Annotated in this window: 27 protein-coding genes and 1 riboswitch; of the genes, 14 read left to right on the top strand and 13 right to left on the bottom strand. The window is 42.3% G+C overall.

The window, feature by feature from the left end:
• The first annotated feature begins 66 nt into the window (after positions 1-66).
• Together JS40_RS04230 and JS40_RS04225 are read left to right on the top strand one after the other, a co-directional pair.
• The gene (locus JS40_RS04230) at positions 67-351 is read left to right on the top strand and encodes a type B 50S ribosomal protein L31 (protein WP_034258631.1); all 285 of its coding nucleotides are present in this window, start codon (positions 67-69) and stop codon (positions 349-351) included.
• 118 nt (positions 352-469) lie between these two features.
• On the top strand, positions 470-1,645 hold the full coding sequence (locus JS40_RS04225; RefSeq protein WP_034258630.1) for a GlmU family protein: 1,176 nt from the start codon (positions 470-472) through the stop codon (positions 1,643-1,645).
• A gap of 28 nt (positions 1,646-1,673) precedes the next feature.
• Here the strand turns inward: JS40_RS04225 and JS40_RS04220 are convergent, their stop codons facing one another.
• Positions 1,674-3,293: an ABC transporter substrate-binding protein gene (locus tag JS40_RS04220; protein WP_034258629.1), complete on the bottom strand. Its 1,620-nt coding sequence runs from the start codon at positions 3,291-3,293 to the stop codon at positions 1,674-1,676.
• 60 nt (positions 3,294-3,353) lie between these two features.
• Between JS40_RS04220 and mtaB the strand changes: the two genes are divergently transcribed.
• Positions 3,354-4,688: a tRNA (N(6)-L-threonylcarbamoyladenosine(37)-C(2))-methylthiotransferase MtaB gene (gene mtaB, locus JS40_RS04215; RefSeq protein WP_034258628.1), complete on the top strand. Its 1,335-nt coding sequence runs from the start codon at positions 3,354-3,356 to the stop codon at positions 4,686-4,688.
• Between the two features lie 16 nt (positions 4,689-4,704).
• Here the strand turns inward: mtaB and JS40_RS04210 are convergent, their stop codons facing one another.
• Positions 4,705-5,004 (bottom strand): GNAT family N-acetyltransferase, encoded by a 300-nt coding sequence (locus JS40_RS04210; protein WP_034258626.1) that lies wholly within the window; start codon positions 5,002-5,004, stop codon positions 4,705-4,707.
• 16 nt (positions 5,005-5,020) lie between these two features.
• Positions 5,021-5,737 (bottom strand): pirin family protein, encoded by a 717-nt coding sequence (locus JS40_RS04205; protein WP_034258625.1) that lies wholly within the window; start codon positions 5,735-5,737, stop codon positions 5,021-5,023.
• Between the two features lie 101 nt (positions 5,738-5,838).
• Between JS40_RS04205 and JS40_RS04200 the strand changes: the two genes are divergently transcribed.
• Entirely contained in the window at positions 5,839-6,501 is a 663-nt protein-coding gene (locus JS40_RS04200; RefSeq protein WP_034258623.1) for a hypothetical protein, read from the top strand.
• Positions 6,502-6,561: 60 nt separating this feature from the next.
• A complete protein-coding gene (locus JS40_RS04195) occupies positions 6,562-7,494 on the top strand; it encodes a lytic transglycosylase domain-containing protein (RefSeq protein WP_034258622.1) in 933 nt (310 codons plus the stop codon).
• A gap of 58 nt (positions 7,495-7,552) precedes the next feature.
• On the opposite strand, the gene JS40_RS04190 is transcribed toward JS40_RS04195, so the two are convergent.
• Both JS40_RS04190 and JS40_RS04185 read right to left on the bottom strand, forming a co-directional pair.
• Complete coding sequence (locus JS40_RS04190) at positions 7,553-8,260, bottom strand: TlpA family protein disulfide reductase (RefSeq protein ID WP_034262057.1); 708 nt, start codon at positions 8,258-8,260, stop codon at positions 7,553-7,555.
• 130 nt (positions 8,261-8,390) lie between these two features.
• Positions 8,391-8,960 (bottom strand): hypothetical protein, encoded by a 570-nt coding sequence (locus JS40_RS04185; protein ID WP_034258621.1) that lies wholly within the window; start codon positions 8,958-8,960, stop codon positions 8,391-8,393.
• Positions 8,961-9,169: 209 nt separating this feature from the next.
• On the opposite strand from JS40_RS04185, the gene rpmH reads away from it, so the two are divergent.
• From rpmH to JS40_RS15040, 4 genes are all read left to right on the top strand, one after another.
• Positions 9,170-9,331 carry a 50S ribosomal protein L34 gene (rpmH, locus tag JS40_RS15045; RefSeq protein ID WP_084677430.1) on the top strand — a complete coding sequence of 54 codons (162 nt, stop codon included), beginning with the start codon at positions 9,170-9,172 and terminating at the stop codon, positions 9,329-9,331.
• Positions 9,332-9,434: 103 nt separating this feature from the next.
• Positions 9,435-12,287 carry a carbamoyl-phosphate synthase large subunit gene (gene carB / locus JS40_RS04180; RefSeq protein WP_034258619.1) on the top strand — a complete coding sequence of 951 codons (2,853 nt, stop codon included), beginning with the start codon at positions 9,435-9,437 and terminating at the stop codon, positions 12,285-12,287.
• 57 nt (positions 12,288-12,344) lie between these two features.
• Complete coding sequence (locus tag JS40_RS04175; protein ID WP_152558130.1) at positions 12,345-12,557, top strand: hypothetical protein; 213 nt, start codon at positions 12,345-12,347, stop codon at positions 12,555-12,557.
• A gap of 97 nt (positions 12,558-12,654) precedes the next feature.
• The gene (locus JS40_RS15040; protein ID WP_160172950.1) at positions 12,655-13,227 is read left to right on the top strand and encodes a T9SS type A sorting domain-containing protein; all 573 of its coding nucleotides are present in this window, start codon (positions 12,655-12,657) and stop codon (positions 13,225-13,227) included.
• 45 nt (positions 13,228-13,272) lie between these two features.
• On the opposite strand, the gene JS40_RS04165 is transcribed toward JS40_RS15040, so the two are convergent.
• The 5 genes from JS40_RS04165 to JS40_RS04145 form a co-directional block, all read right to left on the bottom strand.
• Positions 13,273-13,641 carry a hypothetical protein gene (locus JS40_RS04165; protein WP_034258617.1) on the bottom strand — a complete coding sequence of 123 codons (369 nt, stop codon included), beginning with the start codon at positions 13,639-13,641 and terminating at the stop codon, positions 13,273-13,275.
• Positions 13,642-13,796: 155 nt separating this feature from the next.
• A complete protein-coding gene (gene rmuC, locus JS40_RS04160) occupies positions 13,797-15,122 on the bottom strand; it encodes a DNA recombination protein RmuC (RefSeq protein WP_034258616.1) in 1,326 nt (441 codons plus the stop codon).
• 70 nt (positions 15,123-15,192) lie between these two features.
• The gene (locus tag JS40_RS04155; RefSeq protein WP_034258615.1) at positions 15,193-15,987 is read right to left on the bottom strand and encodes an ABC transporter ATP-binding protein; all 795 of its coding nucleotides are present in this window, start codon (positions 15,985-15,987) and stop codon (positions 15,193-15,195) included.
• The gene (locus JS40_RS04150; protein ID WP_034258614.1) at positions 15,987-17,018 is read right to left on the bottom strand and encodes an iron ABC transporter permease; all 1,032 of its coding nucleotides are present in this window, start codon (positions 17,016-17,018) and stop codon (positions 15,987-15,989) included. Before JS40_RS04150 ends, JS40_RS04155 begins: the two co-directional genes overlap by 1 nt.
• On the bottom strand, positions 17,018-18,154 hold the full coding sequence (locus tag JS40_RS04145) for an ABC transporter substrate-binding protein (RefSeq protein WP_034258613.1): 1,137 nt from the start codon (positions 18,152-18,154) through the stop codon (positions 17,018-17,020). The genes JS40_RS04150 and JS40_RS04145 overlap by 1 nt, the downstream gene beginning before the upstream one ends.
• 49 nt (positions 18,155-18,203) lie before the next feature.
• A riboswitch (cobalamin riboswitch) is annotated at positions 18,204-18,414 on the top strand.
• A 128-nt stretch (positions 18,415-18,542) separates the two neighbouring features.
• Between JS40_RS04145 and JS40_RS04135 the strand changes: the two genes are divergently transcribed.
• Entirely contained in the window at positions 18,543-20,477 is a 1,935-nt protein-coding gene (locus JS40_RS04135; protein ID WP_034258611.1) for a TonB-dependent receptor plug domain-containing protein, read from the top strand.
• A gap of 47 nt (positions 20,478-20,524) precedes the next feature.
• Here the strand turns inward: JS40_RS04135 and JS40_RS04130 are convergent, their stop codons facing one another.
• Positions 20,525-21,925, bottom strand: a complete 1,401-nt coding sequence (locus JS40_RS04130) for a S41 family peptidase (RefSeq protein WP_034258609.1) — start codon at positions 21,923-21,925, stop codon at positions 20,525-20,527.
• 155 nt (positions 21,926-22,080) lie between these two features.
• Between JS40_RS04130 and JS40_RS04125 the strand changes: the two genes are divergently transcribed.
• Genes JS40_RS04125 through JS40_RS04110 form a run of 4 tightly spaced genes read left to right on the top strand, consistent with a single transcriptional unit; the run spans position 22,081 to position 24,165 of the window.
• The gene (locus tag JS40_RS04125; RefSeq protein WP_034258607.1) at positions 22,081-22,587 is read left to right on the top strand and encodes an RNA polymerase sigma factor; all 507 of its coding nucleotides are present in this window, start codon (positions 22,081-22,083) and stop codon (positions 22,585-22,587) included.
• Positions 22,574-23,047 carry a hypothetical protein gene (locus tag JS40_RS04120; RefSeq protein WP_034258606.1) on the top strand — a complete coding sequence of 158 codons (474 nt, stop codon included), beginning with the start codon at positions 22,574-22,576 and terminating at the stop codon, positions 23,045-23,047. The genes JS40_RS04125 and JS40_RS04120 overlap by 14 nt, the downstream gene beginning before the upstream one ends.
• A gap of 18 nt (positions 23,048-23,065) precedes the next feature.
• Complete coding sequence (locus JS40_RS04115; protein ID WP_034258603.1) at positions 23,066-23,599, top strand: DUF4252 domain-containing protein; 534 nt, start codon at positions 23,066-23,068, stop codon at positions 23,597-23,599.
• A 2-nt stretch (positions 23,600-23,601) separates the two neighbouring features.
• The gene (locus JS40_RS04110) at positions 23,602-24,165 is read left to right on the top strand and encodes a DUF4252 domain-containing protein (protein WP_034258601.1); all 564 of its coding nucleotides are present in this window, start codon (positions 23,602-23,604) and stop codon (positions 24,163-24,165) included.
• Between the two features lie 50 nt (positions 24,166-24,215).
• On the opposite strand, the gene purB is transcribed toward JS40_RS04110, so the two are convergent.
• Both purB and JS40_RS04100 read right to left on the bottom strand, forming a co-directional pair.
• Positions 24,216-25,559 carry an adenylosuccinate lyase gene (gene purB, locus JS40_RS04105; RefSeq protein ID WP_034258599.1) on the bottom strand — a complete coding sequence of 448 codons (1,344 nt, stop codon included), beginning with the start codon at positions 25,557-25,559 and terminating at the stop codon, positions 24,216-24,218.
• 66 nt (positions 25,560-25,625) lie between these two features.
• Complete coding sequence (locus JS40_RS04100) at positions 25,626-26,210, bottom strand: hypothetical protein (protein ID WP_034258598.1); 585 nt, start codon at positions 26,208-26,210, stop codon at positions 25,626-25,628.

The following is a 26,210-nucleotide window of genomic DNA, read 5'->3' as shown; positions in this document are numbered from 1 at the left end:
TTCATTTCTAAATTATCCTTAAATTTGCAGACTTAAAAAAACAGAAAGATTTTAAAAATAGAACTGATGAAACAAGGTATCCATCCTGAAAATTATAGAGTAGTAGCGTTTAAGGACATGTCTAACGACGATGTTTTTTTAACGAAATCTACTGCAGATACGAAAGAAACAATCGAAGTTGATGGTGTAGAGTATCCGTTGGTTAAATTGGAGATCTCAAGATCATCGCACCCGTTTTATACCGGTAAATCTAAGTTGATCGATACTGCCGGACGTATCGACAAGTTCAAGAACAAGTACGACAAGTTCAAGAAAGCACCTAAAAAAGAAGAAACGAAGTCTGAAGAATAAGCCTTCCCTTCTATAGATATTTAAAAGCCTTTGAGAAATCGAAGGCTTTTTTGTTTCAGGTCACAACACAACCTAACTTCTTTACTATCTTTACAAAAACCAACGCTAGTTCTTACGCATGAATTACATCTTATTCGACGGCAACGTACGCAATCAATTACTTCCCTTTACCTTCACCCGCCCTGTGGCCGATATTCGCATAGGGATCCTTACCATACGCGAAAAATGGGAACACCTGCTGGGGTTTACCACCACTACCGTAACCGAAGATTACTTAGCCGAAAAATGGCCTATGGTAGAGTTAGAGAAGAACGTTTTGATCAATGCCTCCTTTATTCCTTCTGAAAACTTGGCAAACCTCGTTAAAGGCCTTGCTGAAAATCAGGCACTATTCTATAAGGACGAGCCACTGGCTTTTTTTACTACTGAAGGACAGGAGGTCGATTTTGAAGCGTATGAGGTGATCCAGTATACGCACAACGATGTATTGCGCATTGAACACACCTGGGATATCTTTTCGAAAAATCACGAAGCGATCGAACGCGATTTTGAGATGTTAACAAAAGGCCGTAGCTCGCAACCCATCCCCGAAATGACCGTAACTTTCAACAAAGAACAGATCTTTATTGAAGAAGGGGCCCGTTTGCCGTTGTGCTCCCTCAATGCAACCGAAGGACCCATCTATATTGGTAAGAACGCAGAGATCATGGAAGGTAGTATGATCCGCGGCCCTTTTGCACTTTGCGAAGGAGCTACCGTTAAAATGAACGCCAAGATATATACAGGGTGTACGGTAGGCCCTTACAGTAAAGTAGGTGGGGAGTTGAACAATTCGGTGATCTTTGGCTATTCCAATAAAGGTCATGACGGCTTTCTAGGCAATTCTGTGATAGGAGAATGGTGCAACTTGGGAGCCGACACCAATAACTCCAATTTAAAGAACAACTACGCCGAAGTGCGCTTGTGGGATTATGAGACTGAGGGATTTGCCCGCACCGGATTGCAATTTTGCGGCTTGATGATGGGAGATCACAGCAAATGCGGTATCAACACCATGTTCAATACCGGGACGGTGGTTGGGGTAAGTGCGAATATCTTCGGAAGTGGTTTTCCCCGAAATTTCATTCCCAGTTTCAGTTGGGGCGGCAGCGGGGGTATGACCACTTACAAAACTCAAAAAGCGTTTGAAGTTGCCAAAGTGGTAATGGACCGGCGAGGTGTCGAATTTTCAGAAACCGATGCAGCCATCTTGGAACATGTGTTTGAAGAAACGGCGAAGTGGCGGCGCAATTAAGATGTTTGAGGCCTGATAATACAGGTACTTATTTTTCCTTCTTGACACGTTTCAGGATAAGGAAATTCTGCGGATTTATCCCTAAACCACTCACTTTTTTGTTCACGAAACGTACCGCCATGTCGTAGAACAAAGGGACTATGGGAGCTTCACTTATTACAATAGAGTCCATTTTTGTGTACAGTACTTTTCGGTCTTCAATATTAGACAACGTCAAAGAACGTTGGTATAAGCTGTCGAAGACAGCACTCTTAAAATGTGTGTAATTGGGACCGTTGGGCGTAAAGTTTGGACTGTAGAATAATGATAAATAGTTCTCTGCATCGGGGTAATCGGCGATCCAGCTGGCGCGAAAAATATCCAGCTCCCCGCTGCTTTTCATTTGTCGTAAAGTTGACGGTGGCACCACATCAATGGATACGGCAATCCCCAGCTTCTGGAGCTCCCTTTGAATGTATTCGCATAAATCCAAATATTGACTATTGGTTCCAATGACGATCTCGGGACGCTCGTCTCCGGTCTCAGCTTTGTATTGTGCTATTAATTGACGGGCCAAGGCAGGGTTGTGATCGTAGCCTTCAATGGTCTCATACCCCGGTAATCCTTTCGGGATGAAACCATGTGTGGCAGGAATGCCTACTCCGTTTCGTAAATAAGTAACCATTTTAGAGCGGTCAAAGCCGTAATTGATCGCCTGTCTTAACGCTTTGGACTGAATCTCCGGTGATTCGCTATCCATAAAAAACCCTAGATATTCTGTATTGAGAAAAGGACCCTTAATAAGGTAAAAATCGTCTTTGTAGTTTTTTTGAAGCTGTCCGGTAGTGGTAAGGATCTCATCCTTGTATGAATTATCCAAACTGTTCAGAAAATCCAGTTTTCCCTGTACAAACTGCAAGAACTCACTTTGCTTATCGGGTAAGAAGGTAATGGCTACAGCTTCTAGATATGGTAATTTGTGCCCTTCAGCATCAGTTTCAAAATAGAGCGGGTTCTTCCGCAGGACCAATTTTACATTCTCTTCCCACAGTTTAAACTGAAAAGGACCTGTCCCTACGGGATTTCTTCGGAATTCAGTACCGTAGTGCTCTACCGCTTCTTTTGGAACGACAGAGCAATATCTCATAGAAAGTAAGCCCAGAAAGGCAGGAAAGGGTTGTTTTAACTGAATCACTAGGGTGGTATCGTTGACTGCCCGATACGATGCTACATTTTGCATGACCCAGCTACCGGAGGACGCTACGTTTTCATCGGTGAGACGGTCGAAACTATAGGTGAAATCTGAAGCAACTACCTTTCTCGTTTCTTTTGCGCCAAAAGCCTTGTTTTTATGGAAATAAACGTCATCTCGTAAGTAGAAAGTATAGGTCGCTGTTGAATCGTTCACTTCCCAGCGTTTTGCGATATCGGGCTTGATATTGAGCGAATCATCAAGTTGAACCAGTCCGTTGTACAGTTGATTCGTAGGCCAAATGATCTGTGGATTTCGTGCAAAAGCAGGGTCTAGGGTTGGGATGTTACTGTGTTCGTTGTAGCGAAATACCAAATGATCGCGTTCACTCTCTGAAGGACCGGAGCAGGAGGTAACAGCAAATATGGAAAGCACGATGGTCGATTTGTAAAGTAGAGAATGGATTCGCTGTATCATACGTTTTAGGGAACCAATTTAAGTTCGTATTTTTGCCCCACGTTTGTCAAAAGTACAAGAATGAACGCTACAAAAAAAGTTGCATTTTACACTTTGGGCTGTAAATTGAATTACAGCGAAACTTCCACGATCGCAAGAAATTTTAAGCAGGAGGGATTTGATCGTGTTGATTTCAACGAAAAGGCAGATATCTACGTGATCAATACGTGTAGTGTTACCGAAAATGCCGACAGACGCTTCAAGACCATTGTAAAACAGGCGCAACAATCCAACCCCGAGGCTTTTGTAGCTGCAATAGGTTGTTATGCACAGCTAAAGCCACAGGAGTTGGCAGATGTCAACGGTGTGGACCTTGTATTGGGAGCGACCGAAAAGTTCAAGATCACAGATTATCTCAATGACCTTTCTAAGAACGATATGGGAGAGGTGCATTCCTGTGAAATCGATGCTGCAGACTTCTATGTTGGTTCGTATTCCATAGGCGACCGCACCCGGGCTTTCTTAAAAGTGCAGGATGGCTGTGATTATAAGTGTACTTATTGTACGATTCCTTTAGCGCGTGGGATATCTAGAAGCGATACGATGGAGAATGTCTTAAAAAATGCCCAAGAGATCGCAGAACAGGGTATACAGGAGATCGTGCTTACAGGAGTGAATATTGGAGACTACGGAAAAGGGGAATTTGGTAATAAAAAACACGAACACACTTTCTTAGATCTCGTTAAGGAACTGGACAAAGTTCCCGGTATCGAACGACTTCGTATCTCTTCTATTGAACCCAACCTATTAAGAAATGAGACTATAGAATTTGTAGCAAGGTCCAGCACCTTCGTTCCGCATTTTCACATTCCGTTGCAAAGCGGGAGTAATGCAATTTTAAAGTTGATGCGTAGAAGGTACCTACGCGACCTTTATCGGGATCGTATTGCTAAAGTTCGGGAAGTTTTGCCGCATGCCTGTATTGGTGTGGATGTTATAGTTGGCTTTCCTGGAGAAACTGAGGATCATTTTTTAGAGACCTATGAGTTCTTACACAGTCTTGATGTTTCATACCTGCATGTGTTTACCTATTCTGAAAGAGATCATACACCGGCAGCAACGATGGATGGAGTGGTTCCTAAAAAAATAAGGAACAAACGAAGCAAAATGCTTCGCGGATTATCTGCAAAGAAAAGAAGAGCTTTTTATGAATCTCAACTGGGAAAGACAAGAACCGTTTTGTTTGAAGGGGAGAACAAGCTGGGATATATACATGGCTTTACCGAAAATTACGTAAAGGTGAAAGCACCTTGGAATCCTGAATTGGTGAATACGCTCCATAACATCCAACTTACTGAAATCGATGAGGACGGATTGGTTCGGTTCAATTTCACCGTAGATACAGTACCGGCATAAAATTTTAAGAAAAGAGTTAAATACTAATACCCACAGGGAGCAAGTCCTTGTAAACGCGTCTGTTCTTCCTCATAAAGGAAGCAATTTCTGGACTGGTTGGAACCAAACTGATGCCCCTTTCTTTCACTTCTTCAAAAACCGCCTTGATAAATATTTCTCTAAACCCTTGATCTTCCATGTCTTGTGGCATGTCGTATTTTGTAAGAAAGATTTTTCGGTCTTGAAGCGCATACTCGATACGAGCCATATTATCGCCCACCTCAAGTTCAAATTGTCTTAAAAATTCATTGTCTGTAATCTGCACATCTTCTATCATGGGAGTTTATTTTAATTTAATTCATAGGAACTTCAATTAGAAGCACCCTGCTGTTTTCTTTTATGGTAAGGGAGATTGTATCTGTTTCCCAAACCCCAAAAGCGTCGCGATCGGTAAGTGTTTCATTATCAACAAAAACAGTACCAGTAATTACGAAAATATAGGCACCGTGGTTTTTATGGTGAAGCGTATAGGTAAGCTCTGTATCTTCTGAAAATTCGCCAATATTGAAGTATGCCTGCTGATGGATCCAAAGATCATCTCCGGCAGCTTCCGATCTTGGTTTCACTACAGCACTGAAGCAATTGGGTGTTAGTAACGGAGCAATTCGCTTCTGGTCGTATCTGGGGGTTACATTCTCAGTTTCCGGAAAGACCCAAATTTGAAACAAGGTGACAGCTTCTGTGGTACTCGCATTTTGTTCGCTGTGCTCTACACCACTTCCTGCGCTCATAACTTGGATGTCACCCGCCTTGATAACTCCTTCATTACCCATACTGTCCTGATGCTTCAAGGCTCCCGTTTGTGGAATTGTGACGATCTCCATATTTTTATGAGGGTGTTGACCAAAACCCATGGCAGGCGCCACAAAATCATCATTTAACACACGAAGCAATCCAAATTGAAGACGGTTTGGGTCAAAATAATTAGCAAAACTAAAGGAGTAATTGGCTTTTAGCCAACCGTAATTTGCAGATCCTCTGGTAGCTGCAGGATGTAAGACCTTCTTCATTGAACGATGCCCCTTTTTTTGGAATAAGATAATAGTATCTTTGTTCCGTAAATTTACGAAATATCTTTGGTCAAAACCATTTTTTCTACTACTAAAGCGTGATGAGCGAAGGAAAAACACATATCTATTTTGTTCCCGGGATGGCGGCCGGTGCTGAAATTTTCAGAAATATTTGTTTACCCGAAGATCAATTTGTGATTCACATCATAGAATGGTTGCTGCCCGAAAAAAACGAATCCATAAAAGGATATGCTAAACGGATGGCCGCTATCATCACCGAACCCAATAGTGTATTGGTAGGCGTGTCCTTTGGTGGGGTCGTGGTACAGGAAATGAGCGCTTATCTCGAATTGAAAAAGCTTATTATTATCTCCAGTGTGAAAACGAAGCACGAATTGCCTCGCCGCATGCGCTTTGCACGTAAGACCTTCTTCTATAAGATCATTCCAACGAGTTTGGTGTTAAGCGCAGAAGATCTCACAAAATTTGCCATTGGTCCGCGAACGGAAAAACGCCTTAAGATCTATCAAGAATACCTGCATGTTCGGGATAAGGGGTATTTGGATTGGGCGATCAAGAATATGGTTTGCTGGAAGCGAAACACTGCACTTCCCAACGTCTTTCATCTGCATGGTAATAAAGATGTGGTCTTTCCGTTAAAGTACATTAGCAATTGTGAGGTCATAGAAGGTGGAACGCATATAATGATCTTAAATAAAGGAAGAGAATTGTCCGATAAAATCATAGAAATCGTACAAAAATAAAGCTCCTTATCCCTTTTAAAAGGGCGGGTTTATGTTTATCTTTAAAGAAAATTAGATGTTATGAGCATATTGTCAAAAATTGGTTTGGTCACGGTACTTTTTGGGGTAAGTAGCTTGTGTGTAAATGCAGTACAGGAAGCCCCAACCGATGAGACCTTGGAGAAGAAAATGATAAACGATTACAATGTGTATGCGCTGCCTATTCCCGAATATATGGAATTTGCAGGGGAACCCGTACCATTGAATGAACCGGACATACGGGAACGTTTGGACAGGGAATTGTTGGTGAACACATATTGGCAGTCTAATATGCTGCTTATGATAAAAAGAGCACATAAATACTTTCCGGTGATCGAACCCTTGTTAAAAGAGCATGGCCTCCCCGACGATTTTAAATATCTGGCAGTCGCAGAAAGTGGTCTGGATAACGTACGATCTCCTGCAGGAGCCGCTGGTTTCTGGCAATTCTTGAGCAGTACCGGAAAGGAATACGGTCTTGAGATCAATGATTACGTAGACGAGCGCTATAATTTAGAAATGGCTACGGAAGTGGCCGCAGAGTACCTAAAGAAATCAAAAGAGCGATTTGGTAGCTGGACCCTGGCAGCGGCAGCTTATAATGCCGGTAACGGAGGTGTGAACAAGCAGATCACACGGCAAAAGACAGATAACGATTATTACGATCTTTTACTGAACGATGAAACAAGTCGTTATGTGTTTCGCATCTTGGCGTTCAAAGAAATCCTTTCGAACCCCAAAAAATACGGCTTCAACTACAGAGATAAAGACCTTTACAAGCCGGTGCCTACATACAAAGTGAAGGTGACGACCCCTGTAGACGATTTTGCCGATTTTGCGAAGACGCACGGAATCAATTATAAGATCCTTAAGATCCACAATCCGTGGTTGCGGGATACGTTCTTAAAAAATGCTTCAGGAAAGGAATACTTGATCGAAATTCCGGAAAAGGGATATTACAATACCGGACAATAAAGCATTGAATTGCTTTACAGGAGAACCAACGAAATCCCTTCGGATGCAGTTCTATGTCTTATGGTTTTGGATGATCCTTCGTAACGACGCCGTCCAGCGAGGCAGGAGGATTTTTCAGAAGGGATATTCCGTTTAAAAAAGCGTTGTAATTCAATTCGAAGGATAGATTGTAGGCTTCACTGTAAGGCAAGAGAACACCGCGACGTACGTCTACAATTTTTTTGGAGTCATCGATGAAGAACGAAGTGGGAAAACCAAGACTGTGTTTCATGGTCTGTACGATGTGGCAATGTGTGTTCTCTGTTTCGTCCACATACACAATCTTTATTCTTTTGCTGTATTCTTTTGCAATTTTTTTAATGTTTTCCTTGCTGTCCCAATAAAGGACCACAAAGTCCACATCTTTATAATTGGCATCTGCGATCTCATTGAGCGCAGGGATTTCACCTACGCCCGGAGTACACCAGGAAGCGTATGTCATTAAAAAGATAGGCTTTTTGAAATTGTAGAATTCTATGGTGCGCCCGGATAATTTCTTCACCTTAAAATTATCCATAAAGCTGTTATTTACCACATTGTTTATTAAGGAATCGAACAGGAATTCAGCCCGTTCAAAATCATTCTCTTCGTAAGCCAGCTGTGATTTTTGGGTATATTTCTTAATGTTTTTTCCTATCATCTGGGAAAAAAGGGTTTCGGGTTCAATTTTTTGAGATTGAACAGAGAAAGAAACCAATAAGAATAGAAGTAGTAGTTTTCTACCCATACGCATTGTGAGATTAAGTGAAACAAAAGTAGTAACTGTTAATCGCTATTGCGTAACTATTCGTTAAATGTACTAAAATACTCGTTAAAAAGCCAGCATTAGTAGGAGAAATCGCATGTAATTCAGTGAGTTATCGTCTGCCGCCTCGTCCGGAGCGTCCACCGCCAAATTGTTGTCTGGGTTGTCCCACACGTTTCATTTGTTCTTTCATCATTTTAATCTGCTCGTCCAGCATGTTGTGCTTGTCGAGCTTCTTGGCTTCGGCCAGAAGTTGTTCGGCTTCACGCTTTCGGTTCTTGGTCATAGCGATGCCGGCCAGATTTAATTTGGTCATAGCCATGTCTGCATCCATATTCAAGCCAAGAGAGACCGCTTTTTTAAAGTATTTTTCGGCTTCGTTCATATTTGTTTGGGAAATCATAAGGCCGTTGAGGTAATTGTAATAGCCCTGTTGTTTCTTCACTAGGGCTGCTTCCGGGTCCTGAATACGGTCCAACCATTTTTTTGCCCCCGGAAAATCTTGTTTCCGAAGACGCAAGAAGGCCATTAATATCAACTCATTCTTATAGTACAGGAAAATGAAAATTAGCGAAAAGAGGATGAGCATGATGCCATTTCCAATATTCCCTTCTACGAACTGCCAGACCGCAGCTGCAATGATCAATGCGGCTAATACTAATTTGATATTTTTGTTGAACATGAAATCCTTTTTTTGTGGGCGTCAAAGGTACTAAAAACATTCAAAAATATTTTATGTTTTCCGTTTGGGAAAGTAAAAAATGATTGTATATTTGCACCCGCCTACGCAAAACATTGTTATGTAATTGCTTCGGCAGGTAAATTCGGGACTATTCTAAGAATTTGCATAAAACATAAGAAAAGATTTTTCAGAAGATAAAGCACTAGAAAATGAGTAAAAGAACATTTCAGCCATCAAAAAGGAAGAGAAGAAACAAACACGGTTTTAGAGAGCGTATGGCGTCTGTAAACGGTAGAAAAGTACTTGCGGCTCGTAGAGCAAAAGGTAGAAAGAAACTTTCCGTATCTTCTGAAACGCGTCACAAAAAATAATGTTGATAAGTACTAAATAAAAGGTGTTGTTTTTAAAAGCAACACCTTTTTTTTATACCCTGTCGTATCGTAATTTTACAGCATCTTAAAAGGAATAAAAAAAATGCCTAAGAATCCCAATTTAAAATCCATCTTAATTATTGGTTCAGGTCCCATCATCATTGGGCAAGCGTGTGAATTTGACTATTCTGGTTCGCAAGCACTTCGCTCGCTTCGTGAAGATGGAATAGAAACTGTTCTCATCAATTCGAATCCGGCGACCATCATGACAGATCCCTCCATGGCAGACCATGTGTATCTGTTACCCTTAACAACCAAATCGTTGTTGAAGATACTTAAAGAACATCCACAGATCGATGCGGTATTACCAACTATGGGAGGTCAAACCGCTCTTAACTTGTGTATCGAGGCCGATGAAAAAGGAATTTGGGAAGATTTTGGAGTGAAAATAATTGGTGTTGATATTGATGCGATCAATATCACCGAAGACCGTGAGAAATTTAGAACACTCATGGAGAAAATTGGTGTAAAAATGGCTCCTCAAGCCACAGCAACTTCCTTCTTAAAGGGAAAGGAGATCGCTCAAGAGTTTGGGTTTCCATTGGTGATACGGGCATCGTATACCTTGGGAGGTGCCGGCGCATCCATTGTATACAGAACCGAAGATTTCGATGACCTACTTTCACACGGACTCGAAATTTCCCCTATCCATGAGGTCATGATCGACAAGGCTATGATCGGGTGGAAGGAATACGAACTGGAATTATTACGAGACCGTAACGATAATGTAGTGATCATATGTACGATCGAAAATATGGACCCCATGGGAATCCATACCGGAGATTCCATCACGGTAGCACCGGCAATGACGCTAAGCGATCGTACTTTTCAAAGAATGCGTGACATGGCTATACACATGATGCGAAGCATTGGAGATTTTGCCGGTGGTTGTAATGTGCAGTTTGCAGTGAGCCCAGATGATGAGGAAGAAATTATCGCAATTGAGATCAATCCGCGGGTATCTCGTTCTTCGGCGCTAGCCTCAAAAGCGACCGGTTACCCAATTGCGAAGATCGCTGCAAAATTGGCCATTGGTTATCACTTGGATGAACTTCAGAACCAAATAACGAAATCGACTTCTGCTTTATTCGAACCTACTCTGGATTATGTTATCGTGAAGATCCCTCGATGGAACTTCGATAAGTTTGAAGGATCAGACAGAACATTGGGACTGCAAATGAAAGCCGTTGGCGAAGTGATGGGGATTGGACGGTCCTTCCAGGAAGCCTTGCATAAAGCTACCCAATCACTGGAAATAAAACGAAACGGACTGGGTGCAGACGGTAAAAGTTATACCAATTATGAACAGATCCTGGACAAGCTCAAAAACGCCAGTTGGGATCGTGTGTTTGTTATCTACGATGCCATTCAGCTTGGCATTCCCCTTAGCCGCATCCATGAGATCACTAAGATCGATATGTGGTACCTGCGGCAGTATGAGGAGTTATATATGTTGGAACAGGAAATTTCACGGTATACACTCGATACCTTACCGAGGGAACTGCTTCTGGAAGCTAAACAGAAAGGTTACGGAGACCGCCAGATTGCACACATGCTAAAATGTTTGGAAAGCCAAGTGTATAAGAAACGCGATGAAATGAACATACAGCGTGTTTATAAATTGGTGGATACGTGTGCAGCCGAATTTAAAGCTGAAACACCCTATTATTATTCCACTTTCGAAAACGAGATGGAAACCGAAGACGGTACGCGCTATTCTGAGAATGACAGTGTGGTTACCGATAAGAAGAAAATCATTGTCCTTGGGTCCGGACCCAATAGAATAGGACAGGGGATAGAGTTCGATTACTGTTGCGTACACGGGGTACTTGCTGCCAGTGAGATCGGGTATGAGACGATCATGATAAATTGTAACCCTGAAACCGTTTCTACCGATTTCGATGTCGCCGATAAATTATATTTCGAACCTGTTTTCTGGGAACATATTTACGATATTATTCGTCATGAAAAACCGGAAGGAGTGATCGTGCAATTGGGGGGACAGACGGCTTTGAAATTAGCAGAGAAGTTGGATCGCTACGGAATAAAGGTTTTGGGAACCAGTTATCAGTCCCTTGATCTTGCAGAAGACCGTGGAAGCTTTTCTCGCTTACTGAAAGAAAACAACATTCCCTACCCTGAGTTCGGTACGGCCGAAACTACCGATGAAGCTCTGGCATTGGCAGATCAATTGGATTTTCCATTGCTTATTAGACCCTCCTACGTATTAGGCGGGCAAGGGATGAAGATCGTGATCAACAAAAAAGAACTGGAAGAACATGTGGTCGATCTTCTGCGAAAGATCCCCAACAACAAATTACTACTCGATCATTACTTGGATGGAGCTATTGAAGCAGAAGCCGATGCCATTTGTGACGGAGAGAACGTGTATATCATTGGGATCATGGAACACATTGAGCCTTGCGGTATTCACTCCGGGGATTCTAACGCCACATTACCACCGTTCAACCTTGGTGAGTTTGTCATGCAGCAGATAAAGGACCACACTAAAAAGATCGCACTGGCCTTAAATACAGTGGGACTAATCAACATACAGTTTGCGATCAAGGATGATATGGTCTATATCATTGAAGCAAATCCTCGCGCCTCGCGAACCGTACCTTTTATTGCGAAAGCCTATGGAGAACCGTATGTGAATTATGCCACCAAGGTAATGCTAGGACATAATAAAGTAACCGACTTTGAATTCAATCCGCAATTGGAAGGCTATGCCATAAAGCAACCCGTATTTAGCTTCAACAAATTCCCGAATGTCAATAAGCAGCTAGGACCGGAAATGAAGAGTACCGGAGAAAGTATCTTGTTTATTGACAGTTTGAAAGATGACGCTTTTTACGATCTATATTCGCGAAGAAAGATGTATTTAAGTAAATAATATTTTTATATTTACGACCCATACCTTTTTTCATGACGCATTTTTATTGTTTTTGGCTTGCCGGTTGTATCTCTATTGCCGCTTACTCACAACGCAAATCAGATCCGTTACCCGAAGACGTCTCCCTTGCCCAACAATTCCTTGGTCTATAAAACTAAAAAGGTCTATGCTAAACGATATTATCAAGCTTCCGAATGGGCAGAAATGCTCCCGTGGTTGGATGCTGCTTATGAATTTAGTCAGGAAAAGGTGCTCTTCAAGAAAGGATAGATTTTTTCTGAAGGTAGGGTTTGATTAAAACATCCTGTTATACAAACAGATGCAAATTTTAAAATTGTATCTTGTATCATGCGTAAAAATGATCCCTATGAAAAAAATTACGATCCTTCTTTGTTTATTGTCTGTTACACAACTTTTTGCACAAACCACATTTGAAGTAGATTGGGACCAAAGTGTTGGGGGTGCTGCTACCTTCACCATTGAGACGGGAGATACGGTGAAATGGATCTGGGCGAATGGTGTTCCGCATAGTGTCACTTCCCAACCCGGTAGCGCCGAAATGTTCGATAGTGGGATTCTCACAGGAATGGGAACCGAATTTTCACAAACATTTACAGTTGTGGGATCCAACCCTTATTCGTGTGACGTCCACCCAAACATGACAGGTACCATTACGGTAGAGCCATCGCTCTCTGTCGAAGAAAAGTTTGCGAAAAACATCAAGCTATACCCTAATCCTGTTTCCAGCGAGTTAATGATCGCATCACTTTTTAGATTTGATTCCTATGAAATTTATGATATTACAGGGAAAAAAGTGGGTCAAGGAATAGGCGAGGGCACCTATACCTACTTAAATGTCTCTTACCTCAATACGGGTGTGTATTTTGTAAAAGTGAGAGCGGGAAATCTTCAGGCCACTACAAAACTCATAAAGAAATAGCATAATACTAAGTTGAAGGAAAAGTTCATGAAAAGTTAAATGATGTTAGTTCCTGTTGAAATGAGGTGATTGTTCTTCTTCCACTTTGGTGATAAAATAGTTTGTGTCCCCCCAGAAAAAGAAGGTGTCAAAACGTTCTACATACGTAAGTTTTACATACCGCCCTTGAAATTCTTGTAGTTTGGAGATTACCTCTTCTTCTCTATCCAGCACTGAAAATTCAAAGATCTGGGCACCGCTAATTCCCTGACTTATCTCGCCTTCCCAAGTCTTTACGATAACACCTTTATGACTAAACTTAATTAATTCCCCGGCACGCGTACCTTCGCTATATGGTACAAAAGCAACAAACGCAAAATATATTAAATATAGCGCGAGAATACTTCCTAATATGATGAAGAGGATCTTTTTCATGGGGTGTGGCTTAAGGATTGTAAAGTTAAGTAAATCTTTTAGGTGTGGACGTTGAATTAATTTTCAATTAACTATCAATAAGACCGAATACCTAGAATGATTCCTTTATGCGCACCACAGAACTTCAACTTCCCTATTGTTGTAGCTATGCGACATTAACTCTCGTTTTCATCTTCAGCTTTCTTTAGAAGTTTATCGTTCATGGACTTACTTGCTTTGGAACCAAGCCTTTTTAATTTTTCGACTCGGGTAATAAGATTCCCTTTGCCCGTCAATTTCTTCATGGTAGAATCGTAACTTCCCTTGACTGTATTTAATTGGTTACCCACTTTAATAAGATCTTCGGTTAGATTGACAAACTGGTCGTATAGACGTCCGGCCTGTGTCGCGATCTCTAACGCATTCTGCTGTTGTTTTTCATTGGTCCACATACTGTCAACCGTACGTAGGGTAGCTAATAGGGTAGATGGCGTGACGATAACAATGTTCTTTTCGAAAGCCCAGTTATACAGGCTGTTGTCCTGATTTAAAGCTACGGCAAATGCGGGTTCTATTGGGATAAACAGAAGTACAAAATCCGGACTCTCGATCTTATAGATGTCCTGATAGTTTTTAGCACTTAGTTGATCGATATGTTTCTTCAAAGAAGCAATGTGGTCCCTTAGGTAGCGAGCGCGATCATCTTCTTCGTCTTCATTCACAAAACGTTCGTAAGCGACCAGAGAGACCTTAGAATCGATGATCATTTTCTTGTTGTCCGGAAGGTGCAAAACAACATCCGGTAATATGCGTCGCCCTTCGTCATTCGTAAAACTGTTCTGAATGAAATATTCACGATCCTTTTCCAATCCGCTCTTTTCCAATACCCGTTCCAATACCAGTTCCCCCCAATTTCCCTGTATCTTACTGTCGCCTTTCAAGGCTTTGGTAAGGTTGGTCGCTTCTTTGCTCATTTGTTCATTAAGCTCCTTTAATCCAATAATCTGTTGGCGAAGCATCGCATGGCGGTCGATACTCTCTTTATGGCTGTCTTCAACTCTTTTTTCGAACTTGTCTATTTTTTCCTGAAGCGGTTTTAAGATCCCATCCAGATTCTCCTTGTTCTGTTTGGTAAACTTCTCCGATTTGTGATCCAAAATCTTATTGGCAAGATTCTCGAATTCTTTGGTAAATTTCTCCTGAAGCTTTTCTACTTCGGCTTTCTGTTCTTTATTCTTCAGGTCGAGATTTTCGAAGGCCGCATTACGCTTTGCGAGTTCAACATTTAGAAATTCTTTCTCCTTTCGAATATTTTCCTTTTCAAGTAAGGCGACCTCCAGACGCTCGTTCTGGTTCTTTTCTTGTTGTTTTAATTGTTCTAAACGTGCTTCGAGGGCCGTAGTTTCATTCTTGCTGCGCATACGGGCAAATAGATTTCCAACAAAAGCGCCTATAAACAGGCAAACGAAGGCAATGATGAAAAGCAGAAGGGTTTCGTTCATGGATGCATCTTTTGCGTAAAGATACTTATTTCAAGAGTGACTTCACAACACCAAAACAGCTAATTGATTCTTATTTTATGCTTCCAAAGCGCCCCGTTTTGGGATCGAAACGGATAACATCTTTAGGGAAAAGTGCGTCAAATCTCCCGGCGGTGATCAAATTGCACGGCTGGTCCACAAAGGTTCCGTCGCTGGACATTACAACCATGAGATCACTCAATTGTATGGCGAGATCAATTTCATGGGTAGAAAATAGAATGCATTTATTTTTCTCCGTAGCCAGTCGTTTCAATAATTGAAGCACGTACGCTCTGTGATACAGGTCTAAATGAGTGGTGGGTTCGTCGAGAAGAATGAGCGGCGTATCCTGTGCCAGCGCTCTCGCAATATATACCCGTTGCAGTTGTCCGTCGCTTAGTTCAAAGCACTTTCGCCGGGATAAGGAATTGGTATCTGTGACCTCCATGGCCTCATTGACGACCTTTATATCTATTTCTGAAAGTCTTCCCATCCAATTAGTATAGGGTTGTCTTCCAAGAGAGATCAACTCTTGAACGGTCAAATTCTTAGAGGCAGGCGTTTCGGTTAGAACGACGCTCAATTGGGCAGCCAGACCTAAAACCGAATAGCTCTTAAAGGGTTCTCCCTGAAGCAAGACGGAACCTTCCAACGGGGGTTGCATACCGGACAACGTTCGAAGCAAGGTGGATTTTCCAATTCCGTTAGCACCTACCAATCCTACAAGGGTGCCTTGCTTCAGTGAAAACGATATCCCTTCAGCGATCACGTTCTTATCCTTTTTAAGCGCGTATCCTATCGCCAGTGCATGAACATCTAGTATGGTATGTTGTTCTTCCGAAGCCATTAAAAAAGTAATTTTCGTTTACGTACCAATAACCAGATCACAACCGGAGCTCCCACTAACGATGTAATTGCATTGATGGGGAGTGTGTATTCACTAAAAGGCAATTGTGCGATCGTATCACAAATGAGCATCAAGATGCTCCCGCACAGCATGACGGCAGGAATGAGCGTAAAATGATTTGAAGTAGTGAACCATTGTCTGGTGAGGTGGGGGACCGCCAGTCCTACAAATGCTATGGGACCTACAAACGCTGTGATACTCCCGGCCAGAATACTAGTGATGATGATAATCCAAAAGGTCGTTCGTTTTAGGTGTAATCCCATGCTCTTCGCATAATTTTCACCCAGCAGTAGTGCATTTAACGATTTACTGCGCAAAAAACTTAACAAAAAACCACCGCCGCAGAAGAGACTTAGCATAGCAACACCTTGCCATGACTGGTTTCCTAAACTTCCAAAACTCCAGAAAATATATTGTTGAAGTTGTTCTGCATTACTAAAATAAGACAGCACAGCAACCACCGCCGCAGTAATACTCCCAAACATCAATCCAATAATAAGAATGGCCATGGTATCTTTTATTCTGAAGGTGACGACTAATACGGTTAAAAGAACTAAAAAACTACCCATTGCAGCAGCAAGTACCAAGCTCCACTGACTTAGAAGCAGTCCGCTTACATATCCTCCAAAAGCACCGGCTCCCAAGATAAGCAATGCAACCCCCAAACTGGCACCGCTGCTAATTCCTAAAACAAAAGGTCCCGCCAAAGGATTTCTAAAAAGGGTTTGCATCAATAGGCCGGAGACCGCCAGACCTCCTCCGGCTAAGACGGCTACTACCGCTTTGGGTAATCTATAGTCCAAAATAATAAAGTGCCAGGAGCTTTTACTGGCCTCCCCTCCAATAAGGGTGGTGACGATCTCATCAATTGGGATGGCGACCGAACCGAAACTAATATTTATTAAAAGCGCAGCAAAAAGCAACAGTATGAGAAATAGGAACGAGACTCTGTATGTTTTTAAACGCTCCACTATTCAAGTTTGCTGAAAAAAAAGAATTCGTACTCCGGAAGTAGGTGTGGGTGGAGGATCTTTATCATGTCCTGTAAAACAAGATCCGGCCGGTTAGGGGCCAACTCATAGTAGAGCACTCCTCCTGTAACACCTTTGTTAGTAGTAAAGCTGAAGACGTTCTTTTGTTGAAAGGCTTCAAACTCGGCATATACGGGATGGGATTCCAGCATCTGTTGCAAGCCTGTAAACTGCCCCGGTCCAATCCAAAAGTCGGCATGTTGTCCCTTTTCCAACACGGCTTCCAGATTCAAAGAAATACTACCGGTTCCTTCCGTAGCATGCCAGAGATATTCACCATGAGCATCTTCGATCAACTGCGCTGCCCAGCTGTTACCTTGTGGAAGATACCACACATCCTGATACATAGCCCCACTTAGCACGGTGGGCTTTCGTCCGGCTGAAGCTGCGAGCTCCTTTGCGGTCTGGTAGTTGAATTCGATCTCTTTAAAAATACTGTCGGCTTTCTTTTCTTTTCCAAAGAGCAGCCCAAAAAATTTGATCCATTCTGCCTTTCCCAAAGGAGTTGTTTCGGTCCAATCTGCGTTGTACAGCACCGGAATTCCGGTTTTTTTGATAGCATCCACGGTTTTGTTGCCTCCTTCTACGGCAAAGGTCACCACCGCATCGGGATTGAGGTCGATAAGGACTTCGGTATTGATGGCTTCGTTCTTTCCAAGTTCTTTAATGGCACCCGCATTGATTCGATTTCGGGTGGTCTGCGATGATATATAGTCTAAGTTAGGAAAGCCTACCAAAGCGGAAGATACGTCCAGCATTTCCAACGAAGGAATGTGCGTGGTAGAAGTAACCACCACAGATCTTACCGGAACTTCTATAACGGCATCGTATTGTTTGGAAGTAGGGGCATTTGTGCCTTTTTCGATCAGCAGGTAGGTGAATTCTTCTTTGGCACCCGGCCACGGATTCGTGATCGTGATGGTTTTATAGCCGTCCATATAGGCGATTCTAAACCCTTTGGCATGTTTTAATTCTTTTGTGTGTACAGCTCCTGCTTCCGAAGAAGAAGTTCGCTTTGGGTCTTTGCATGAAATAGAGACCAACACAAAAAGTATAAGAAGGATGGGTATTCGCATGTTCAAAAATAGTAGTTTTTGTGTTGTGTGACTACCGAATTAAAATCTTATTTTCGCAGTGAATTTTGGTGCGTACCTTCCTAATCCGGAAAATACGCTTAATAGGGAATTCGGTGCAATACCGAAGCTGTACCCGCAACTGTAATCTGTCATGCCGTTGGCATGATCGTACAAAACTTCAAAAACCACTGTCAGCTTTAGGATGACGGGAAGGTTGTACATGAGAAAGCCAGGAGACCTGCCAACATTCAATAATGTTAAACTTTCGGGATAAAAGTTTGGATTGAAATGCGCTACTGTTTCCTGATTCATTTAGGTATACCGGCGTTCTATTTTAAATCTTTTCCTTTTTCCGTTTTAATTCGTTCCTGTAAGGAGCAAGAAAACGATGATAAAAGTATGTATTACCCTTTGCGGGTTCCTGCTTGCTATTACTGCAGCAGCACAAACAAGTGAAACAAGGGAGCAACTGGATTCGGTTACCATAGTGACCAAACGACCAACCGCTCGAAAGAACACAGGAAAGGTCACTTCCAGTATTACTCAAGAAATGCTTAGCTCCAATCCCGGTAAAACGGTAGCGCAATGGATCAATGAGGTTTCTGGGATAGAAATTAACGGTAGTTCCGGTAATGAAGGACAGAACCTTGGCTACTTTGTACGTGGAGGGCGAAACAGGCAGGTACTCATACTTGTGGATGGTGTTGCTTTATCAGATCCGTCACAAATTGCGAACGACTACGACCTTCGGCTACTTCCCTCGTCTGCTATTGAGCGAATCGAGATCATAAAAGGGGCTTCCAGCGTCCTTTATGGCTCCGGAGCTGCAACGGCCGTGATAAGTATCACTACGCGAAAAACGTCCGAGGCACCAGTTGCCGCTACGTTCACGTCCAGTTACGGTACTAATTCGGCTGCCGAAGACGATGACAGTGACAGCACGATCGAGGCTTTTACAAATCATGTGGCCTTTCACGGGACGCTCCGCAAGTTTTTCTATAGAGCCGATTTTGGAAATAGGTATACCAACGGACTTTCGGCTGTGGCAGCACCCGCAGGAGAGCCACCCTTCGAATCTGACCGCTTCAACAGGATCAACGGACGCTTCAATCTGGGGTATCAATTTTCAGAAAACGTAAAAATGAGTCAGTTTTTCAGCTTTGATAAGTTCAAAGCGGGTTTTGACAATTTCAGCTACGAAGATGCTAACCACTTGTCGGTCACAGAACAATTGCGTACCGGTGGAAATTTTGAATGGAAATACAGTAACGGAATTTACGTTTTTAATGATACCTACACATGGGTCGAGCGAGTGATCACATCGGGCATTCCTGCGCGCTACGATTCGAAGGCCTACAATTTGGATAATTATGTGAATCATAAATTCTCAGAACACCTTTCTGTCATGGTAGGATTTGGGTATCAATACAGCGCATTCAACGCCTTCACCATCCCTTTTGGAGGAACTACTTTTATTGAGGATGTAAACGAGGACAATGCCAAATTTAACGGTTTCGACCCATACGTCAACTTTGTTTATAGCGCACCTTTTGGGTTGAATCTAAGTGCCGGAATGCGTTTAAACACACATAGCAGCTACGAGCCTCACTTGGTCTATCAAATCAATCCGTCGTATGGATTTCACTTCGGAAAGGGTACAATGAAACTGCTGGGGTCTTACAGTACAGCATTTATTACGCCTTCGCTGTATCAAGTATTCGATCCGCTCTACGGAAACAATACCTTGTTGCCGGAAGAGAATGCAACCATAGAAGGAGGATTCGAGTTCACTTCAGAAAAAGAGATTAGAATAAGCGCTATTTACTTCCGAAGGAATGAAAAGAACTATATTGATTTCATCCTAGCAGACCCGGACCAGTTCGAATATCAATATAGAAATACAGATGAAGTTTTTGAAACCGAGGGTGTGGAAGTAGAAATATCCAAGCGGTTCTTTGAGTTGTTGCGGTTTTCGGCAAATTACACCTTTACACAAGCCGATGCGCAGTTTGCACTGCGTATTCCGAAACATAAGATCAATGGAAATGTAAGCTATCAAATTAATGATAGATCCACCATAAGCGCGCAGTATCGTTGGACAGATGATCGCGAGGATTCTTATTTCGACCCCGTAACATTCGAAAATACAAGGGTGATTTTGGGAGCTTACAATGTGCTGGACCTTAATGCATCAACCAACATAGGAGAGCATCTAACTCTTTTTGCCGCACTAACAAACGTTTTGAATACCGAATATGAAGAACTATATCGCTATCAAACACTGGGCAGGAATTTAAATATAGGTTTTACCCTTCGATTTTGATCGCGGCAGACGCACGTGTCCCTAAGAACAACTCATAAAAGCCCATGTTAGTGTTTTTCTGCAATCATGATTTGATGAACCGGCGTTAAGGCTTTACTTTCAGAAAGTTCTTCCAAAGGCATAAAGGGTGACCGTAACGGAACAGGAGTACCGGTGATGGCATTCAAGGCAGCAGCCAGTAAAGGTTCATTTACGTTCCCCAGGGTTCCCAAATTGCTGTAGTCTTCCGTTAGCTGAATGTCCGGCATCAAACCATCCACATAATCTGTAGTGCCATTGGCATTTGCGGTTTTGAAAACAAGCGGTAACATCGCATAGGTGTGCCCCGGATTGGCCTGACTTCTACTGAAATTGGGAGCAGGAGCGTCATACAGCAGGAAAGAAGCTTGGAATTTTCCGGTGGTTGCACCGCCTACTTGTACTACATTTATATAAGGTGTCAATCCGTTTATAACAAGTTCACTGGCAGAAGCAGTTCTACTAGTGGTCAAGACATACAGATTAGTAAGATTTAAACTATTGAGCGGTTCTCCCGATCGCAAGCTTGTAGTAAAGACTCCGTTCTGGGCATATTCTGCCTGACGATCTTCGTTCCATTGTTCGGTATAGAACAATTCTCCGGCGAATTGTCCTGTGATCATTCCGGAAAGATCCGTTGCCGTGCGAACAGAACCACCCCCATTATAGCGCAGATCTAGAACAAGATCGGTCACGCCTTCTGCCTTAAATTGCGCAAAGGCCGCATTCAATTGAGAATCGAAAGACCCAGTAAATGCATTATACATAAGGTATCCTATCTTTTGTCCATCGACATTTAAGGTAGTAGCAATGTAGATTGGGTTTTCGGCTATTTCCGCTTTGGTAAGGGTTACACTACTACCTGTAGGTATAATGTTTTGTCCGTCGAAATCCGCCAAGCCAATGGTATAGGTCACCGGACTTAACAGTTCGTTGAAATTTGATTCAGTGAGTTGTTGGCCATCTACGGTATTGAAGATCACGCCTCGTTCCAGTCCGGCTGCAGCAGCGCTGGTGTTGGGGATCACATAACGAACATAGCCAAATACATTCCCGCTTCCATCGGGATAAAAGACGAGCCCGTACTCCATACCGTTGTTTAGTGTGATACCGTTTAGAGCATTTTCCAGCGCAATATAATCATCTACCAAAAGGCTAAAGCGATCCTGTGGAGCTTTCAGAAAATCAAAGAGTGATTCCGGAGTGTCGAAAGCACTTAAAAAGGCGTTCAATTCCTCCGCATTTCCAAATGCATCGTTTGCTAGTTCCGGGGTTTCAGCTTTATAGAGATAAAAGAAGTTAAGCCCTCGGTAAATAAAATTTTGAATATCGAGTGTGGTGGATACCTGTGCGTTATCATCGCGATCCTCGAAACAGGAGGTAAAGGTTATTGAAACGCAAATTAAGAGTAGTAGGGTTGTCTTTTTCATAAAAATAATATGGGATATCTCTTGTAAACCCCTAAAATAGATACATTATTGTGAAACATCAACTAAATTGTAACAAAATTGTAAGTGACTCGTCGTAATGATAGACCGCCCTGCTTTTTGAAGTTAAGATAGCGGGAGTTCTAACCAACCAACACATGAATCAAAAGGAGTTTTTAACAACCGTCATGCCTTTTAAGGATAAGCTGTACAGGCTTGCCAAACGACTGCTTGTGTCTCGTGACGAAGCCGAAGATGCCGTACAAGAGGTCTTTTTGAAGTTGTGGAAGGGAAAGCAGCACATGAAGCGTTATAAGAACCCCGAAGCTTTTGCCATGACGATGACGAAGAACTATTGTTTGGACCGGTTAAAGTCGAAACAGGCAGGAAACCTGAAGATTGTTCACAGTAACTTTCAGAATCATGAGAATCTGGAAAAGAAGATAGAAGCAGAAGATGGTGTGGCGTTGGTCTTTACAATCATGGAGACGTTGCCGGAGCAGCAAAAGATGATCCTGCAATTGCGAGACGTAGAACAATTTGAATTTGCAGAGATCGCAGAAATTTTAGACAGTAATGAAACAGCCATCCGTGTGGCATTATCACGGGCCCGTAAGACAGTTCGGGAAGCATTGATAAAACAATATAAATATGGAATTAGCTAAAATAGAACGGTTATTAGAGTCCTATTTTGAAGGGACGACCAGCTTAGAAGATGAGCGAATGCTCCGTGAATATTTTTCTGGCGCAGCGGTAGCCGGGCATCTGGCAGTTTATAAGCCAATGTTCGCAGGACTACAGCAAGCACGTCAAGAAGTTTCCCGAAGCGAAGTTTCATTGCCTAAAGATACGAGTTCAAACTCCAAATGGTGGTATGGAATTGCCGCACTACTGGTGGTGGGATTGACCATAGGAAGTGTCTTTTTCTCCCAACCCGGATTAACCAGTGAAGAGCGCGAGGCATTGGCAGCTTTGGAACAGACCCGAGAAGCAATGTTATTGTTATCTGCCAATTTTAATAAAGGAGCGGAAGAATTGGGATACTTGAACGAGTTTACCAAAGGAACTGCCACCATGAAACATATTGAAGAATTTTCAGAATCTAAAAACAAAATTTTAAAATAATCTATAAACACCAAGCACATGAAAAAGTTAGCAATTTTAGTAGCCCTTGCATTCGCACCACTGGTTTCGAATGCTCAAAACTTCGACTCTTTTGAAGATGAGAAGGATGTCACTTCGGTTGTAGTGACCAAGAATATGTTCAAACTTCTTAGTAAGATCGATCTGGAATCGAACGATCCCGAAGTGAAAGAATATATGGAACTGGTCAATAATCTAGATAACATCAAGGTATACACCACCGAAAATCCTGCTGTGGCACAAAAAATGAATACCGCAGTAGCCAATTATATTGGTAAGGCGAAAGGTTTAAGTGAATTGATGCGCGTAAAGGATGATGGAAAGAATATAAAATTCTATTCCAAAGAAGGAAAGAATGAGAATTTTGTAAGTGAGCTGCTTATGCACCTTGACGGTGAAGTTGATGGAAAGAAAATGACAGTGATCATGAGTATTACAGGAAATATCGACCTCAAGAAGATCTCCAAGCTTACGCAGGATCTTAAAGTTCCGGGAAGCGAAGAACTTAAGAACATTGACAAGAAAAAATCATAACCATGGTACTTTTAAAATATATAACAGCACTCACTCTCGCTCTATTGGCCTTGACCGGTTGCAATGATGGAACCTCCTTGCAACGCTATTTAGTAGATAAGCAAGATGACGATAAGTTTGTAAAGATCGATCTGGCAACCAGTTTGTTGCAAAGTGACGATGCAAGTTTTACCGAAGAAGAAAAGGAGATCCTCAGCACCGTTAAGAAGATCAACGTGGTTGCCTACCCAATAAAAAGCGGCAATGTTGCAGAATATGAAGCTGAAAAGGCAAAACTGAAGGAAATCATAGGGCAAGAGAAATATAAGACCCTTATGAAAATGGGCTCTAATAATCAAGGTGCTACTTTAAAATACCTTGGCGAAGAGGATGCCATCGATGAACTAATTGTATTTGCCAGTGACAATGAAAGAGGTTTTGCCGTCTTCAGACTTTTAGGAGACGATATGCGGCCGGACAGCATGCTGAAACTGATGAACTCTATAGATCGGGGAGACATTGATGCCTCTCAATTAAAAACAATTGGAGAATTATTTGAAACAAAAACCGATAGTAGCGCTATGTAATTAGGCACTGTCAAAATAAAAAAAGGCTTCATCATGAAGCCTTTTTTTATTTAAATCCCGGTGTAATTTCCGGGAGTGATAGCATGCATTTCTTTTTTTACGGCTTCATGGATCTCTAACGATTCAATAAAATTGGCAATCGAGGTTTGATTGATCCGTTCGTTGGTTCGTGTGAGACCTTTTAATGCTTCATACGGATTGGGATAACCTTCACGCCTAAGGATGGTCTGGATGGCTTCTGCTACGACCGCCCAATTGTTTTCCAGGTCTTCTGCAAATTTCTCTTCGTTTAGAAGCAATTTGTTCAAACCCTTTAATGTGGATTGAAACGCAATAAGCGTATGTCCAATAGGGACTCCTATATTTCGTAGTACGGTGCTATCCGTAAGATCTCGTTGCAACCTGCTAATAGGAAGTTTGGAAGACAAATGTTCAAATAGTGCATTTGCAATCCCCAGATTTCCTTCACTGTTCTCAAAATCAATAGGATTGACTTTATGGGGCATAGCAGAGGAACCTACTTCCCCCTTTTTAATCTTTTGCTTAAAATAATCCATGGCTACATATTGCCAAATATCACGATCCAGGTCGATAAGAATGGTGTTGATGCGTTTTAAGCAATCGAATAAGGCTGCCATGTGATCGTAGTGCTCAATTTGGGTCGTAGGGAACGAATGGTGAAGCCCCAGACGGTCTTGTACAAACTCAGTTCCAAACGCTTTCCAGTCGGTAGTGGGGTATGCCACTTTGTGTGCATTGAAATTTCCTGTTGCACCTCCAAATTTAGCAGCACTCTTGATGTCGTTCAAAAGATCGAATTGTTCATTCAGCCGAACCACAAAAACCTCGATCTCTTTACCCAAACGCGTTGGTGAGGCCGGTTGGCCATGAGTGCGTGCCAACATGGGTATGTCGGCCCAGTCTGACGCTAATTCTTTTAGTTTATCCCTTACTGTAAAGAGTTGCGGAACATACACGGCATTCATCGCATCCTTTAGGGAGAGGGGGATAGCCGTGTTATTGATATCCTGCGACGTAAGTCCGAAATGGATGAATTCTTTGTATTTCTGAAGACCTAAAGCATCAAATTTTTCTTTGATAAAATATTCTACCGCTTTTACGTCGTGATTGGTGATCTTTTCGGTTTCCTTTATGTGTGCCGCATCTTGCACAGAAAATGAAGTATACAGTTCCCGTAAATCGGAAAAAAGAGTCTTGTCAAAATCAGATAACTGAGGCAGCGGAAGCTCCACCAATGCAATAAAATATTCTACTTCAATCTGCACCCGATACCTAATTAAGGCTTCTTCAGAAAAAAAAGGAACAAGGGCAGCTGTCTTAGTGGCGTATCTACCGTCTATAGGCGAAATGGCTTGTAAAGCATTGGTGATCATAAGCGTTATTTTGAAGCTGCAAAGATACGGAAGTATCCACAGTTAGACCGTACGGGTGTGGATTTTTTAATGAGATCGTTTTCGCGGGGGAGTCTGTAATTTTTTTAGCAGGTGTTTGCCTCGAGCGCGATAGGCGGCACTGTGTGCATGCATATTATCGGTGAGGATGCGAAGCAGCTCGGGATGGATCCACCGGAATTCGGTACCAAGATAATAAAGGCCGGACATGGCATATACCTTACAAGCGACCTTTTCGTTCCCCAAAAGCCAATCGAAGCAACATGAGGTCATTTGCTCCTTATGCCGGTTCGTAAAAGCTGCCGTGATCTTTGGTTCTCTATTCTTGTAATTTGCAACTGCGATCATTTCACAAATCTTAGCTATAGGGCGCAATGCCTGATCTTTTTTCACTCTGGGCAGGGATTCGAAAAATAAATCAAAATGCGGGATCAGCAACGATAACTCTTCCATGCATACAAATTCCAGCACCCACGAAGCACGAAAGGAGATTTCGTCTTCTACTTGGTAGCAATACTGTAGAAGTTCCGGCAGTGTTTCGGGGTGAGATAAGACCCATTGCGCAACCTCCAGACGTGATTGGCGGTAAGCTTTAATATGTTCCAGTTTTTTAAAGAGCGCTTCAGATTTCAT

Source organism: Altibacter lentus (assembly GCF_000746845.1).
In the GTDB taxonomy this organism is placed as follows: Bacteria; Bacteroidota; Bacteroidia; order Flavobacteriales; family Flavobacteriaceae; genus Altibacter; species Altibacter lentus.
Note: the sequence above shows the minus strand (reverse complement) of the source record. Positions and strands in the feature narration are given on the sequence as shown.

What these genes read in the sequence shown, in the direction of transcription:
- JS40_RS04230 (WP_034258631.1), top strand. Translation starts at nt 67, where the DNA reads ATGAAACAAGGTATCCATCCTGAAAATTATAGAGTAGTAGCGTTTAAG.
- JS40_RS04225 (WP_034258630.1), top strand. Translation starts at nt 470, where the DNA reads ATGAATTACATCTTATTCGACGGCAACGTACGCAATCAATTACTTCCC.
- JS40_RS04220 (WP_034258629.1), bottom strand. Translation starts at nt 3,293, where the DNA reads ATGATACAGCGAATCCATTCTCTACTTTACAAATCGACCATCGTGCTT.
- mtaB (WP_034258628.1), top strand. Translation starts at nt 3,354, where the DNA reads ATGAACGCTACAAAAAAAGTTGCATTTTACACTTTGGGCTGTAAATTG.
- JS40_RS04210 (WP_034258626.1), bottom strand. Translation starts at nt 5,004, where the DNA reads ATGATAGAAGATGTGCAGATTACAGACAATGAATTTTTAAGACAATTT.
- JS40_RS04205 (WP_034258625.1), bottom strand. Translation starts at nt 5,737, where the DNA reads ATGAAGAAGGTCTTACATCCTGCAGCTACCAGAGGATCTGCAAATTAC.
- JS40_RS04200 (WP_034258623.1), top strand. Translation starts at nt 5,839, where the DNA reads ATGAGCGAAGGAAAAACACATATCTATTTTGTTCCCGGGATGGCGGCC.
- JS40_RS04195 (WP_034258622.1), top strand. Translation starts at nt 6,562, where the DNA reads ATGAGCATATTGTCAAAAATTGGTTTGGTCACGGTACTTTTTGGGGTA.
- JS40_RS04190 (WP_034262057.1), bottom strand. Translation starts at nt 8,260, where the DNA reads ATGGGTAGAAAACTACTACTTCTATTCTTATTGGTTTCTTTCTCTGTT.
- JS40_RS04185 (WP_034258621.1), bottom strand. Translation starts at nt 8,960, where the DNA reads ATGTTCAACAAAAATATCAAATTAGTATTAGCCGCATTGATCATTGCA.
- rpmH (WP_084677430.1), top strand. Translation starts at nt 9,170, where the DNA reads ATGAGTAAAAGAACATTTCAGCCATCAAAAAGGAAGAGAAGAAACAAA.
- carB (WP_034258619.1), top strand. Translation starts at nt 9,435, where the DNA reads ATGCCTAAGAATCCCAATTTAAAATCCATCTTAATTATTGGTTCAGGT.
- JS40_RS15040 (WP_160172950.1), top strand. Translation starts at nt 12,655, where the DNA reads ATGAAAAAAATTACGATCCTTCTTTGTTTATTGTCTGTTACACAACTT.
- JS40_RS04165 (WP_034258617.1), bottom strand. Translation starts at nt 13,641, where the DNA reads ATGAAAAAGATCCTCTTCATCATATTAGGAAGTATTCTCGCGCTATAT.
- rmuC (WP_034258616.1), bottom strand. Translation starts at nt 15,122, where the DNA reads ATGAACGAAACCCTTCTGCTTTTCATCATTGCCTTCGTTTGCCTGTTT.
- JS40_RS04155 (WP_034258615.1), bottom strand. Translation starts at nt 15,987, where the DNA reads ATGGCTTCGGAAGAACAACATACCATACTAGATGTTCATGCACTGGCG.
- JS40_RS04145 (WP_034258613.1), bottom strand. Translation starts at nt 18,154, where the DNA reads ATGCGAATACCCATCCTTCTTATACTTTTTGTGTTGGTCTCTATTTCA.
- JS40_RS04135 (WP_034258611.1), top strand. Translation starts at nt 18,543, where the DNA reads ATGATAAAAGTATGTATTACCCTTTGCGGGTTCCTGCTTGCTATTACT.
- JS40_RS04130 (WP_034258609.1), bottom strand. Translation starts at nt 21,925, where the DNA reads ATGAAAAAGACAACCCTACTACTCTTAATTTGCGTTTCAATAACCTTT.
- JS40_RS04125 (WP_034258607.1), top strand. Translation starts at nt 22,081, where the DNA reads ATGAATCAAAAGGAGTTTTTAACAACCGTCATGCCTTTTAAGGATAAG.
- JS40_RS04120 (WP_034258606.1), top strand. Translation starts at nt 22,574, where the DNA reads ATGGAATTAGCTAAAATAGAACGGTTATTAGAGTCCTATTTTGAAGGG.
- JS40_RS04115 (WP_034258603.1), top strand. Translation starts at nt 23,066, where the DNA reads ATGAAAAAGTTAGCAATTTTAGTAGCCCTTGCATTCGCACCACTGGTT.
- JS40_RS04110 (WP_034258601.1), top strand. Translation starts at nt 23,602, where the DNA reads ATGGTACTTTTAAAATATATAACAGCACTCACTCTCGCTCTATTGGCC.
- purB (WP_034258599.1), bottom strand. Translation starts at nt 25,559, where the DNA reads ATGATCACCAATGCTTTACAAGCCATTTCGCCTATAGACGGTAGATAC.
- JS40_RS04100 (WP_034258598.1), bottom strand. Translation starts at nt 26,210, where the DNA reads ATGAAATCTGAAGCGCTCTTTAAAAAACTGGAACATATTAAAGCTTAC.